Source organism: Kitasatospora sp. NPDC004615, from assembly GCF_042873545.1.
GTDB lineage: Bacteria > Actinomycetota > Actinomycetes > Streptomycetales > Streptomycetaceae > Kitasatospora.
Window position 1 is genome coordinate 109,649 of record NZ_JBIALQ010000014.1, and the last position, 12,469, is coordinate 122,117.

Below are 12,469 nucleotides of genomic sequence, written 5' to 3' on the forward strand. Positions count from 1 at the left end.
CTTATGTCCGGGCGGCCGTTCGGAGCGGTGGAGCTTCGCCTGCGGAGGGTCGGGAGGGTGCGCACTATGCTGGGCTCCATTACCTGGATTTGACGTTCTTTTGGGGGAGTCTTGGGGTCTTTTTTCGCGGTCGATGTGGCGGACCTGGACCGCCTGTTGGCGGACCTGCACCGAAGTCAGGGCGAGTTGCGCACCGCGTTGAACGCGATGCGGGACACCGGGCCGAAGACCACCGGCGCCAAGTCCTTGGACCACGCCTGCGACGAGTTCCACGACAGCTGGGACGACGCGATCAAGAAGATCGCCGAGTCCACCCAGCAGGTGGAGGAGGGGCTGAACATCACCCGGCGGGCCTACGCGGAGACCGACCAGGCCCTGCGCGACGCGTTCGGCGGCGGTGCCGCGTGAGCGACACGGCGCAGTTCCCCGCGCTGGGCTTCGACCCGGCGCCCGGAAACCCGGCCAGTGTGGACGAGTTGGTGCAGCGGCTGACCACCGCCGCCGGGGCGCTGGAGAGCGCCCACGGCACCCTGGAGCGGCTCACCCGGGCCGGCGGCAGCTGGCGCGGCGACGCGGCGCGCGCGTTCGCCGGGAAGGTCGGTGAACTGCCCGGCCTGCTCCGCGACAGCGACGACGCGGTGCGCACGGCGGCCCGGCAACTGGAGGGCTGGCGCGGCCAGTTGACGCACTTCCAGGAGGTGGCGAGACGCTACGAGGCGGACGCGGAGGCGGCCAAGCGGCGCTGCGAGACCTGCGAGCGTCAGCAGGACGGCGCCCGCTCGCGGTACGAGACGGCGGCCGGCGCCCCGGCGTTCCGGCTGGCCGGGCGGATGTACACCGACGACGCGCAGTTGCGGCAGGCCCAGGCCGAGATCGACGCCGCGCAGCGCGAGTTGAACGCGGCCGGCGAGGAACTCGACGACGCCAAGCAGGCGTTGGAGAACGCCGAGGACGCCTTCCGGGCGATAGTGAAGCAGGCGAAGGAACTTCGCGAGGATCACCAGGACGAGGCCGGGAAGGTCGCCCGGGCCCTGCGCAAGGCAAACCAGAACGCGCCGTCCACCAGCATGTGGGACGGCTTCAAGGACGCGCTGAAGCGGGCCGGGCACGCGCTCAAGGAGTGGGCCACCAAGCACGCCGACCTGCTGAAGAAGATCGGCGACTGGCTGGGCATCGCCTCCACCATCCTGGGCGTGGCGGCCCTGTGCACCCTGTGGTTCCCGCCGCTGTCCGGCGCGCTGGCGCTGGCCGGCGGCGTGCTCTCGGCGGGTGCGCTGGCCAGCCACGGCCTGGCCAAGCTCGGCGGCGCGGACGTCAGCGCGATGGACCTGGTCGGCGACGGGCTGGGTGCGCTGCCGTTCGGCAAGCTGGTCGGAACGGCGGCCAAGCCGGTCATGAAGGTCACCACCAAGCTGGTCCCGAAGATCGAGAAGGTGGCGCTGGAGACCGGTGAGACGGTGATGCGGCAGACCGGCGGGAAGGTCCGGGAGATCGCCAAGAGCCAGATCGTCGACCACATGGGCGACGCACTGCGCGGGTCGGCCGTCCGGGTCACCGAGATCGGCGCGGAGGGCGCGCTGAAGACCACCTTCAAGGCGCTGCCCGGCATGGGCAACCGGATGAAGTTCGCCTGGGAGAAGCACGTCGCCGAGTCGGTGTACGGCACCGCGGTCGACACGTTCAAGTCCACCCGGGTCGCCAACCTGCCGGGCCTGCGCTCGATCCCCTCGTTCCAGAACGCGATCCGGGCCGACGGCAGCCTCGACCCGATGTCCTGGTGGAGCCGGGGCATCAACGGGGTGCCCTCGCTGCCGGGCATCGTCACCGGCATCCACGACCAGTTCAGCGGAGGCAACTGATGTACGGCACACCGCCGTTGACGTACGGCACAGCGCCGTTGACCCCGTCGGCGGGGCGGCGCTCGCGGATCGGGCTGGTGCTGTGGTTCGCCGTCCAGTGGGTGCTGGTCCCGCTGGACCTGATGGCCCGGCTGCTGTACGTGCCGGTATTCGTGGTGATCGAGGTGGCCACCGACCTGGAGTGGCCGGACCGGGGCTGGCTGCGGATGCTGCTGCGGCCGCTGACCAGGTTCGTCGGCCCGGTCCGGCTGGTCCGCGAGTGGGGCGACGGCGAGCGGCTCTGGGACGCCCGGATGGCGGCGATCTGCCGCACCGCGGCCGCGGCCTACGCGCGCCGGCCGGCCGGGAAGCAGGAGCTCGACGGCTGGGCCGGGCTGCGCTGGGGAAGCGAGATGTCCGCGTTCCTGCTCTCCCCGAAGGACTACCGGGGCGTGCGGCCGGAGCGAATCCACGCGATCGCCGCCGAGCACGGCCTGACGGCCCGCTCCGCGGGCGAGTTCGGCGTCGAGCTGGCCCCCGTTGCCCCCGTGGCCGGGTGGAACCGGACGGTGGCCCGATGAGCAGCTACACCTTCGACGTGCCGGTGCACTTCCACGACCTCGGCATGCACCTGGACGATGATCAACGCGCCGTCCACCTGCGGGAGTTGGCGTGCGAGATATGGGCGGGCGGCACCGAGGCGCAGCGTGCGGGCGTCCAGCAGTTCTACGGCGAGCTGGCCGACGCCGCCGCCGAGGACGGTGCGAGCTACGCCGGGGTGTGCCTGATGGCCACCGAGGACGACCGGGTGTCCACCGCGTCGCTGGTGGCCCGCAGCGAGACGCTGGAGCCGGCGGCCGACCCGGAGGCGGTGATCGAGACGCTGGAGGAGGTCCTCTCGCTGGACCCGGCCGCCGACGTGCACCGCACCGAGACCGAGCAGGGCCCGGCCGTGGTGGCGTTCAGCGGCGTCGAGTGGACGCCGGTGCCCGAGCAGCCGGCGCTGCCGCTGGTCCGGGTGGACGTCTACCTGCCGCTGCCGGAGATCTCCGAGCTGCTGGTGTTCTCGTTGACGACGCCGTCGCTGCCCGACCTGCCGGAGTACGTCGCGCTGCTGTCCGAACTGACCGACACCGTCGAGGTGTTGACGGACGATCCGGCGCCGCTGCCGGTGCAGCGCCCCGCGGAGCGCGTGCCGCTGTTCTGAATCCGCACGGGTGAAAACGGCGGGCGCCCCCTCGTGCGAGGGGGCGCCCGCCGTTTCGTCACATCCGGCCGCCGACCGCCGCGATCTGCGCCGGCACCGGGGTGCCGGAGCCGTCGCGGCGCGGGTCGCGCTCCGGGAGGGTGACGGGCTGGCCGTTGGCGGCGGCGCCGAGGGCGGGCACCGGGCCGGCCCAGGCGAACGCCAGGCCGTCCTCGCCGCGCAGGAAGCGCTGGCAGCGGACGCCGCCAGTGGCCCGGCCCTTGCGCGGGTACTGGTCGAACGGGGTGAGCTTCCAGCTGGTCTGCTGTTCGCCGTCCAGCGTGCCGGTGGCGGCGGCCACCGAGAGGACCACCGCGTCCTCGGCCGGGTCGACGGCGGTGAAGGACAGCACCCGGGCGCCGTCGGCCAGCTTGATGCCGGCCATGCCGCCGGCCGGGCGGCCCTGCGGGCGGACCTGGCTCGCCTGGAAGCGCAGCAGCTGGGCGTCGGAGGTGAGGAAGACCAGGTCCTCCTCGCCGGTGCGCAGTTCGACCGCGCCGACCAGGGTGTCGCCGTCCTTGAGCGCGATCACCTCGAACTCGTCCTTGTTGGCGGGCCATTCGGGCACCACCCGCTTGACCGTGCCCTGCACGGTGCCGAGCGCCAGGCCCGGCGAGGACTCGTCCAGGGTGGTCAGCGCCAGCGCCGTCTCGTCGGCCTCCAGCCGGAGGAACTCGGAGACCGCGGCGCCGCCGGCCAGCGCCGTGGTGCCCGGGGGCAGCGCCGGCAGGTCGATCACCGGCAGGCGCAGCACCCGGCCGGCCGTGGTGACCACGCCGATGTCGCCGCGCGCGGTGGCGGGGACGGCGGAGACCAGCACGTCGTGCTTGGCCCGGGACGGCTCGTCGGTGACCGGCTCCAGGTCGAAGGTGCGGGCGAGCAGGCCGGTGGAGGACAGCAGCACCCGGCACGGGTCGTCCGCGACCTCCAGCGGCACCGACAGCGCCGCCGACGGCACCGATCCGGCCTCCAGCAGCACGGTGCGCCGCTCGGTGCCGAACTGCTTGGCCACCGCGCCGAGTTCGGAGGACACCACGGAACGCAGCTTGGTGTCGGACTCCAGGATCTCGGTCAGCTCGGCGATCTCCTTGAGCAGCTTGGCCTGCTCGGCCTCCAGCTCGACCCGGTCGAAGCGGGTGAGCCGGCGCAGCGGGGTGTCCAGGATGTACGCGGTCTGCGTCTCGGAGATGCCGAAGCGCTCCATCAGCCGGTTCTTGGCCTGGGCCGCGTCGTCGCTGTTGCGGATGATCGCGATCACCTCGTCGATGTCGACCAGGGCGATCAGCAGGCCCTCGACCAGGTGCAGCCGGTCCTGGCGCTTGCGGCGGCGGAAGTCGCTGCGGCGCTTGACCACCGTGAAGCGGTGGTCGACGTAGACCTCCAGCAGCTCCTTCAGGCCCAGCGTCAGCGGCTGGCCGTCCACCAGCGCCACGTTGTTGATGCCGAAGGTCTCCTCCATCGGCGTCAACTTGTACAGCTGCTCCAGCAGCGCCTCGGGGACGAAGCCGTTCTTCACCTCGATGACGAGGCGCAGGCCGTGCTCGCGGTCGGTGAGGTCCTTGACGTCGGCGATGCCCTGGAGCTTCTTCGCGTTGACCAGGTCCTTGATCTTCGCGATCACCTTCTCCGGGCCGACGGTGTACGGCAGCTCGGTGACCACGATGCCCTTGCGGCGGGCGGTGACGTTCTCGATCGTGGTGGTGGCGCGGATCTTGAAGGTGCCGCGGCCGGACTCGTACGCGTCGCGGATGCCGGACAGGCCGACGATCCGGCCGCCGGTCGGCAGGTCCGGGCCGGGGACGAACCGCATCAGGGTTTCCAGGTCCGCGGCCGGGTGCTTGATCAAGTGCCGGGCGGCGGCCACCACTTCGGACAGGTTGTGCGGCGGCATGTTGGTGGCCATGCCGACCGCGATCCCGGTGGCGCCGTTGACCAGCAGGTTCGGGTACGCCGAGGGGAGCACCTGGGGCTCCTGCTCGGAGCCGTCGTAGTTCGGGCCGAAGTCGACGGTGTCCTCGTGGATCGACTCCACCATCGACATCGAGGCGGCCGTCAGCCGGGACTCGGTGTAGCGCATCGCGGCCGGCGGGTCGTCGTTGCCGAGCGAGCCGAAGTTTCCGTGACCGTCGATCAGCGGCAGCCGCATCGAGAACGGCTGCGCCATGCGCACCACGGCGTCGTAGATCGAGGCGTCGCCGTGCGGGTGGAGACGGCCCATCACCTCGCCGACCAGGCGGGCGCACTTGACGTGGCCGCGCTCCGGGCGCAGGCCCATTTCGTTGGCCTGATAGAGGATCCGGCGATGCACCGGCTTCAGGCCGTCGCGGGCGTCCGGCAGGGCCCGGGAGTAGATCACCGAGTAGGCGTACTCCAGGAACGAGCCCTGCATCTCGTCCACGACATCGACATCGAGGATGCGCTCCTCGAAGTCACCGGGCGGCGGGGTGGGCGAACTGCGGCGGGCCATCGCTGCGGGGCTCCCTTGCGGTACTGGGGTGGGCAGGGCCAAGGCATGAACGCCCCCCATTGTGGACCCTCGGTGGGACACCGCCTGTCACCCGGGCCGCTTCCGCCGCTGGCGAACGCGCCCGACGCACGGACACCTGACGGCACCACCGGGCGTTGCACCAGAATGGGGGACGTCACAAGCCCCCGGCCCGGACACTCCGGAACCGACGACGGGAAGGACCCCCGCATGGCCAACCCCGGCCCCGCCAGCGGCCTCGCCATCACCGAACACCGCCTGGCCAACGGCCTGCGCGTCGTGCTCTCCGAGGACCACCTCACTCCGGTCACGGCCGTGTGCCTGTGGTACGACGTGGGCTCCCGGCACGAGGTGAAGGGGCGCACCGGTCTGGCCCACCTCTTCGAGCACCTGATGTTCCAGGGCTCGGCGAACGTCTCCAACAACGGGCACTTCGAACTGGTCCAGGGCGCCGGCGGCTCGCTCAACGGCACCACCAGCTTCGAGCGCACCAACTACTTCGAGACCATGCCCGCGCACCAACTGGAGCTCGCGCTCTGGCTGGAGGCCGACCGGATGGGCTCGCTGCTGGCCGCCCTGGACGACACGTCCATGGAGAACCAGCGCGACGTGGTGAAGAACGAGCGCCGCCAGCGCTACGACAACGTGCCCTACGGCACCGCGTTCGAGAAGCTCACCGCGCTGTCCTTCCCCGGCGAGCACCCCTACCACCACACCCCGATCGGCTCGATGGCCGACCTGGACGCCGCCACCCTGGAGGACGCCCGGGCGTTCTTCCGGACGTACTACGCGCCCAACAACGCGGTGCTGTCGATCGTCGGCGACCTCGACCCCGAGCAGACCATCGCCTGGGTGGAGAAGTACTTCGGCTCCATCCCCAGCCACGACGGCAAGCAGCCGCCGCGCGACGGCTCGCTGCCCGACACCATCGGTGCCGAGGTGCGCGAGCTGATCCGCGAGGACGTCCCCTCCCGCGCGCTGATGGCCGCCTACCGGCTGCCGCACGACGGCACCCGCGAGGCCGACGCCGCCGACCTGGCGCTGACCATCCTCGGCAGCGGCGAGTCCTCCCGGCTGTACAACCGGCTGGTCCGCCACGACCGCACCGCCGTCGCGGCCGGCTTCGGCCTGCTGCGGCTGGCCGGCGCGCCCTCGCTGGGCTGGCTGGACGTCAAGGCCGGCGGCGACGCCACCCTGGAGCAGATCGAGACCGCCGTCGACGAGGAGCTCGCCCGGTTCGCCGCCGAGGGCCCCACCGCCGAGGAACTCGAGCGCGCCCAGGCCCAGATCGAGCGGGAGTGGCTGGACCGGCTCACCACGGTGGCCGGCCGCGCCGACGAACTCTGCCGCTACGCCGTGCTGTTCGGCGACCCGAAGCTGCTCAACAGCGCCCTGCCGAAGGTCCTCGACGTCACCGCCGAGGAAGTCCGCGAGGTGGCCGCCGCGCGGCTGCGCCCCGACAACCGGGCGGTGCTGGTGTACGAGCCGACCCCCGACGACAGCACCGACGACGACAGCTCCGAGAACGAGGAGGCGGCGGCATGAGCGACACCCCCGCGCAGTACATCCCGGCGATGGACTTCCACCCGCAGCCGCAGCCCGGCACCCCCACCCCGTGGGCGTTCCCGGCTCCCGAACGGCTCACCCTGGCCAACGGCCTGACGGTGCTGCACTGCCACCGCCCCGGCCAGCAGCTGGTCGCCGTCGACGTGGTGGTGGACGCGCCGCTGGCCGCCGAGCCCGAGGGCCTGGACGGCGTCGCCTCGATCCTGTCCCGGGCGCTCTCCGAGGGCACCGACACGCTCACCGCCGAGGAGTTCGCGGCCGAGCTGGAGCGGGCCGGCGCCACCCTGGACGCGCACGCCGACCACCCGGCGCTGCGGGTCTCGCTGGAGGTCCCGGCCTCCCGGCTGGAGCGCGGCCTCACCCTGCTCGGCGACGCCCTGCGGGTGCCGGCGCTGCCCGCGGAGGAGATCGAGCGGCTGGTCGCCAACCGCCTCGACGAGATCGTCCACGAGCAGGCCAACCCGTCCCGGCGCTCGGCCAAGGCGCTGTACGCCACGCTGTTCGCCGAGTCCGACCGGCTGTCCCGGCCGCGGGCCGGCTCCACCGACAGCGTCAAGCGGATCGACCGGGACGCGGTGAAGGCGTACTACGACGCCCACCTGCGCCCGTCCACCACCACCGCCGTGGTGGTCGGCGACCTCACCGGCATCGACCTGACCGCGCTGCTGGAGTCCACCCTCGGCCGGTGGACCGGCGAGAGCGCCGAGCCGTCGGTGCACGGCCCGGTGGTCGCCGACGACACCGGCCGGGTGGTCATCGTCGACCGGCCCGGCTCGGTGCAGACCCAGCTGCTGATCGGCCGGATCGGCCCGGACCGGCACGACCCGGCGTGGGCCGCGCAGGTCCTCGGCATCTACTGCCTCGGCGGCACCCTCACCTCCCGGCTCGACCGGGTGCTGCGCGAGGAGAAGGGCTACACCTACGGCGTCCGGGCGTTCGCCCAGTCGCTGCGCTCCGCCGCCGACGGCTCCGGCCGCGGGCTGCTGGCGATCAGCGGCTCGGTGGACACCGAGTCCACCGCGCCCGCGCTGGAGGACACCTGGACCATCCTGCGCACGCTGGCCGCCGAGGGCCTGACCGACGCGGAGCGCGAGGAGGCCGTGCGGTTCCTGGTCGGCGTCGCCCCGCTGAAGTACGAGACGGCCGGGTCGGTCGCCGCCACCCTGGCCGACCAGGTCGAGCAGTACCTGCCGGACACCTACCAGGCCGAGCTGTACCGGCAGCTGGCCGAGCTCGACACCGACGCGGCCACCCGCGCCGCGGTCGCCGCCTTCCCGCCGGACCGGCTGGTCACCGTGCTGGTCGGCGACGCCTCGGTGATCGCCGAGCCGGTCAAGGCGCTCGGTATCGGGGACGTCACGGTCATCGCCAACTGACCTGCTGCGCACGAGGGTCCGACGGGGCATCAGCTCCGTCGGACCCTCGGCGTTTTAATCGATTGCGCCACCGCCGCCGGGCGTGGGTAGATATCCCCGGCCGGGCGAGAGGCGCGGTCGCGACGAAAGCGGAAGGAGGCGGTCACCATGCGGGTCGAGCCACGACGACGCTCCCCGAGGCTGCCCTTCCGTTGTTCGTACCGAACTGCCTGAGCAGTCGCCGCGCAGCACCGTCTGCCGCCCGCGGTCCCGCCATGCCGGGCCGCCCCCCGATCTTCCCCGCCGCCGCACCGGGCGTTTTTGTGCGGCACCATGAACTCACGGACCCCAGGAGGTCGAACCACCATGTCGTACACCGAGATCCCGGGCGCCCGGGTACCGATCCGGATGTGGACCGACCCGGCCACCGTCGAGGGCCAGGCCCTGCAGCAGCTGCGCAACATCAGCACCCTGCCGTGGCTGCACGGCCTCGCCGTGATGCCGGACGTCCACCTGGGCAAGGGCGCCACCGTCGGTTCCGTCATCGCCATGCGGGGCGCGGTCTGCCCGGCCGCGGTCGGCGTCGACATCGGCTGCGGAATGACGGCCGTGAAGTCCTCGCTGACCGCGAAGGACCTGCCGGACGACCTGTCGCACCTGCGGCACCGGATCGAGCAGACCATCCCGGTCGGCCGCGGCCTGCACACCGACCCGGTCGAGCCGGGCCGGCTGCACGGGCAGTCCACCGCCGGCTGGAACGACTTCTGGCAGCGCTTCGACGGCATCGCCACCGAGGTGCGCTGGCGGCGCGAACGGGCCGCCCAGCAGATGGCCACGCTCGGCGGCGGAAACCACTTCATCGAGCTCTGCCTGGACGACGACGGCGCGGTCTGGCTGATGCTGCACTCCGGCTCGCGGAACATCGGCAAGGAGCTCGCCGAGCACCACATGTCGATCGCCCAGTCGCTGCCGCACAACCAGGGCCTGATCGACCGCGACCTCGCGGTCTTCATCGCGGACACCCCGCAGATGGCCGCCTACCGCTCCGACCTGTTCTGGGCGCAGGAGTACGCCAAGCACAACCGGGCGCTGATGATGGCCCTGTTCAAGGACGCGGTCCGCCGTGAACTGCCCAAGGCCAAGGTCACCTTCGACGAGATGATCTCCTGCCACCACAACTACGTCGCCGAGGAGCGCTACGACGGCGTCGACCTGCTGGTCACCCGCAAGGGCGCGATCCGGGCCGGCTCCGGCGAGTACGGCATCATCCCCGGCTCCATGGGCACCGGCTCGTACATCGTGAAGGGCCTCGGCAACGCGGCGTCCTTCAACTCGGCCTCGCACGGCGCCGGCCGCAAGATGAGCCGGACGGCGGCGAAGAAGCGCTTCACCACCAAGGACCTCGTCGAGCAGACCGCGGGCGTCGAGTGCCGCAAGGACGCCGGCGTGGTCGACGAGATCCCCGGCGCCTACAAGCCGATCGAGAAGGTCATGGCCCAGCAGAAGGACCTGGTCGAGGTGGTCGCGCACCTCAAGCAGGTGATCTGCGTCAAGGGCTGACGAAGCGTCAACTGCCCGGTGGTGCCTGGAACCCGGGCACCACCAGGCCGGACTCGTACGCGATCACCACCGCGTGCGTCCGGTTCTGCGCGCCGAGCTTGGTCAGCACGTTCCCCACGTGCGTCTTCGCCGTCTCGGTGCTCACCGTGAGCAGTTCGGCGATCTCCGGGTTGGACAGGCCGGTGGCCATCAGCCGCAGCACCTCCTCCTCCCGCGCCGTCAGCGCGGCCCGCGGCAGGGCCTCCGCCGAACCCCGGGGGCGGGCGGTCACCATCCGGCGCAGGGCGGCCGGGAACAGGATCGCCTCGCCCGCCGCGACCACCCGTACCGCCTCCGCGATCTGCGGCACCGGAAGCCGCTTCAGCACGAAACCGCTGGCTCCCGCGCCGAGCGCCGCCGTGACGTAGCCGTCGTTCTCGAAGGTGGTGATCATCACGACCTTCGGCGGATCGGCCTCCCCGGCCAGCAGCTGCCGGGTGGCCTCGATCCCGTTGCAGCGCGGCATTCGGACGTCCATCAGCACCACGTCGGGCCGCAACCGCCGGGCCCGCTCGACCGCCTCGACGCCGTCGGCGGCCTCGCCGAGCACGCTCAGGCCCGGCTGCGTGCCGAGCAGCACGCGCAGGCCGCTGCGGGTGATGTCGTCGTCGTCCGCGATCAGCAGGGTGACGGGGGCCGCGGCGTCGGACGCGATCATGCCGACCACCGGACGGGCAGCCTGACCGCCAGCCGCCAGTGCCCCGGGCCGTCGGGGCCGGCCTCGAACTCGCCGTTCAGCAGCCGGACCCGCTCGGCCAGCCCGGGCAGGCCGTGCCCGGAGGTCGGGAAGTCTCGAGAGGCCGCCACCCCGGTCCGGTTCACCACCGCGAGCTCCAACGCCTCCCGCCCCGCCGCCACCCGGACCTCGATCGGCCCGCCGGCGCCGTGGCGCAGCGCATTGGTCAGCCCCTCCTGCAGGATCCGGTACGCGGCCCGGGACAGCGTCCCCCGAAGATTCGTCAACTCGCCCGACAGCTCCGGCTCCACCACCGCACCGGCGTGCCGCAGCCGCTCCAGCAGCTCCGGCAGGTCGGCCAGCGTCCGGGTGGGCGCCGTGGTGGACTCCTCCTCGCGCAGCACACCCAGCACGTAGTCGAGGTCCTCCAGCGCGGCCCGGGTCGACACCTCGATGCTGCGCAGCGCCGCCCGCGCCGTCACCGGGTCGGCGGCGAGCACCTCGCCGGCCACCGCCGCCTGGATGGTGGCCGCGGTCAGCGTGTGCCCGATCGAGTCGTGCAACTCCTGGGCCAGCCGGTTGCGTTCGGCCAGTCGGCGCTCCCGCTCGGCCGACAGCGCCAGCCGCTCCGCCGCCGACGGCCCGAGCAACGCCGGAGCCAGCCCGCGCAGCACGCCCGCCACCACCGCGCACACCACCGGAACCAGCAGCAGACACGCCGCCGCGACCAGCCAGCTCCAGGCACCCGTCACCTCGGCCGACCGGCCCGCCAGGCTCAGCTTCGCCTCCCCGCCGAGCCAGTTGCCCGGCAGGGCCACCCCGGCGACGACCAGCACCAGGCAGCTCAGCCCGCCGACCCAGCCCAGCGTCACCTGCGCCACCAGCCACAGCGGAGTGCGCCAGCCGCCGCCACCGGCCGCCGGCACGTCCGGCAACGGCACCGCGAGCAGCCGGCGCGCGCCGGCCGTCAGCGCCCGCCGGGTGATCCGGGGCAGGCCGACCGCACCGACCAACACCGCCCAGACCAGCACGGTGACCGCCGCCCGCGCCCCGTACGGCGCCGAGCCCCAGATCGTCGCCGGCACCACGGCGAGCGGCAGCAGCACGAGGCTCGCCGGCGCGGCGCAGAACGCGAACAGCGCGCCGGAGTACGTGGAGCCGCGCAGCAGCGGCCGAAATCCCCAGGTCATGGGCGCAAGTATGGCCGGGCCGCCGGACGCGGACCTCCCCCGACCGGGGGAGGAACAGTTCCCCTGTTCCCGCGATGTGCGCACCCCGTTCCCACCGCCAGGATCGGACCCGGCCCGACCCGACGAGAGGACGACGATGAACACCACCCACCCGACGACCGCACCGAGCAGCTACGGTCCCCGCCCCGGCCGGACGGCGCCGGCCCCGGCCGTGGCCGCCGTGGTGCTCGGCACCGTCGCGCTGCTCACCTCCCCGGTGGTGGTCGGCGGCGCGCTCGGCGTGATCGGTCTGGTCCTCGGCCCGTTCGCGCTGCGGACCGCCCGCCGGACCGGCGCCGGCCGGGGCATGGCCCTGACCGGCACCGTGCTGTCCGCGCTCGCCGTCGTGGCGGCCGCCGTGATGGCGGTCTTCGCGGTGTGGTTCGCGGACCTGACCCGGGACTGCTACGAGTACCGCGAGGTCGGCCAGTGGACGCAGTGCGTCCAGCAGCAGCTCGACCGCGGCTGACCGGTG

11 protein-coding genes are annotated in these 12,469 nt (G+C 72.7%); 8 read left to right on the plus strand and 3 right to left on the minus strand.

Going from position 1 to position 12,469, the window contains the following annotated elements:
- Window positions 1–111 precede the first annotated feature (111 nt).
- Genes ACFYS8_RS34145 through ACFYS8_RS34160 form a run of 4 tightly spaced genes read left to right on the plus strand, consistent with a single transcriptional unit; the run spans window position 112 to window position 3,045 of the window.
- Window positions 112–408: a WXG100 family type VII secretion target gene (locus ACFYS8_RS34145; RefSeq protein WP_387648868.1), complete on the plus strand. Its 297-nt coding sequence runs from the start codon at window positions 112–114 to the stop codon at window positions 406–408.
- On the plus strand, window positions 405–1,859 hold the full coding sequence (locus tag ACFYS8_RS34150; RefSeq protein ID WP_387648870.1) for a putative T7SS-secreted protein: 1,455 nt from the start codon (window positions 405–407) through the stop codon (window positions 1,857–1,859). The genes ACFYS8_RS34145 and ACFYS8_RS34150 overlap by 4 nt, the downstream gene beginning before the upstream one ends.
- A complete protein-coding gene (locus ACFYS8_RS34155; RefSeq protein ID WP_387648872.1) occupies window positions 1,859–2,419 on the plus strand; it encodes a hypothetical protein in 561 nt (186 codons plus the stop codon). The genes ACFYS8_RS34150 and ACFYS8_RS34155 overlap by 1 nt, the downstream gene beginning before the upstream one ends.
- Window positions 2,416–3,045, plus strand: a complete 630-nt coding sequence (locus tag ACFYS8_RS34160; protein ID WP_387648875.1) for a hypothetical protein — start codon at window positions 2,416–2,418, stop codon at window positions 3,043–3,045. Before ACFYS8_RS34155 ends, ACFYS8_RS34160 begins: the two co-directional genes overlap by 4 nt.
- 58 nt (window positions 3,046–3,103) lie before the next feature.
- On the opposite strand, the gene ACFYS8_RS34165 is transcribed toward ACFYS8_RS34160, so the two are convergent.
- Window positions 3,104–5,551: a DNA topoisomerase (ATP-hydrolyzing) subunit A gene (locus tag ACFYS8_RS34165; protein ID WP_387648877.1), complete on the minus strand. Its 2,448-nt coding sequence runs from the start codon at window positions 5,549–5,551 to the stop codon at window positions 3,104–3,106.
- Window positions 5,552–5,779: 228 nt separating this feature from the next.
- Here ACFYS8_RS34165 and ACFYS8_RS34170 point away from each other — a divergent pair, with 228 nt between their 5' ends.
- The 3 genes from ACFYS8_RS34170 to ACFYS8_RS34180 all read left to right on the plus strand — a co-directional run bounded on the left by ACFYS8_RS34170 (window position 5,780) and on the right by ACFYS8_RS34180 (window position 10,050).
- Window positions 5,780–7,114, plus strand: coding sequence for a M16 family metallopeptidase (locus ACFYS8_RS34170; RefSeq protein ID WP_387648879.1), 1,335 nt, complete (start codon window positions 5,780–5,782; stop codon window positions 7,112–7,114).
- 29 nt (window positions 7,115–7,143) lie between these two features.
- The gene (locus tag ACFYS8_RS34175) at window positions 7,144–8,511 is read left to right on the plus strand and encodes a M16 family metallopeptidase (RefSeq protein WP_387648939.1); all 1,368 of its coding nucleotides are present in this window, start codon (window positions 7,144–7,146) and stop codon (window positions 8,509–8,511) included.
- A gap of 345 nt (window positions 8,512–8,856) precedes the next feature.
- Window positions 8,857–10,050, plus strand: coding sequence for an RtcB family protein (locus ACFYS8_RS34180; RefSeq protein WP_387648882.1), 1,194 nt, complete (start codon window positions 8,857–8,859; stop codon window positions 10,048–10,050).
- Window positions 10,051–10,057: 7 nt separating this feature from the next.
- On the opposite strand, the gene ACFYS8_RS34185 is transcribed toward ACFYS8_RS34180, so the two are convergent.
- Window positions 10,058–10,747 carry a response regulator gene (locus ACFYS8_RS34185; RefSeq protein WP_387648885.1) on the minus strand — a complete coding sequence of 230 codons (690 nt, stop codon included), beginning with the start codon at window positions 10,745–10,747 and terminating at the stop codon, window positions 10,058–10,060.
- On the minus strand, window positions 10,744–11,955 hold the full coding sequence (locus ACFYS8_RS34190; protein ID WP_387648887.1) for a sensor histidine kinase: 1,212 nt from the start codon (window positions 11,953–11,955) through the stop codon (window positions 10,744–10,746). Before ACFYS8_RS34190 ends, ACFYS8_RS34185 begins: the two co-directional genes overlap by 4 nt.
- 136 nt (window positions 11,956–12,091) lie before the next feature.
- Between ACFYS8_RS34190 and ACFYS8_RS34195 the strand changes: the two genes are divergently transcribed.
- On the plus strand, window positions 12,092–12,463 hold the full coding sequence (locus ACFYS8_RS34195; protein WP_387648889.1) for a DUF4190 domain-containing protein: 372 nt from the start codon (window positions 12,092–12,094) through the stop codon (window positions 12,461–12,463).
- Window positions 12,464–12,469: the final 6 nt, after the last annotated feature.

Excerpts from the sequence above, each read along its gene's own strand:
- ACFYS8_RS34155 (WP_387648872.1), top strand. The coding sequence starts at position 1,859 with ATGTACGGCACACCGCCGTTGACGTACGGCACAGCGCCGTTGACCCCG.
- ACFYS8_RS34160 (WP_387648875.1), top strand. The coding sequence starts at position 2,416 with ATGAGCAGCTACACCTTCGACGTGCCGGTGCACTTCCACGACCTCGGC.
- ACFYS8_RS34165 (WP_387648877.1), bottom strand. The coding sequence starts at position 5,551 with ATGGCCCGCCGCAGTTCGCCCACCCCGCCGCCCGGTGACTTCGAGGAG.
- ACFYS8_RS34170 (WP_387648879.1), top strand. The coding sequence starts at position 5,780 with ATGGCCAACCCCGGCCCCGCCAGCGGCCTCGCCATCACCGAACACCGC.
- ACFYS8_RS34175 (WP_387648939.1), top strand. The coding sequence starts at position 7,144 with ATGGACTTCCACCCGCAGCCGCAGCCCGGCACCCCCACCCCGTGGGCG.
- ACFYS8_RS34180 (WP_387648882.1), top strand. The coding sequence starts at position 8,857 with ATGTCGTACACCGAGATCCCGGGCGCCCGGGTACCGATCCGGATGTGG.
- ACFYS8_RS34185 (WP_387648885.1), bottom strand. The coding sequence starts at position 10,747 with ATGATCGCGTCCGACGCCGCGGCCCCCGTCACCCTGCTGATCGCGGAC.
- ACFYS8_RS34190 (WP_387648887.1), bottom strand. The coding sequence starts at position 11,955 with ATGACCTGGGGATTTCGGCCGCTGCTGCGCGGCTCCACGTACTCCGGC.
- ACFYS8_RS34195 (WP_387648889.1), top strand. The coding sequence starts at position 12,092 with ATGAACACCACCCACCCGACGACCGCACCGAGCAGCTACGGTCCCCGC.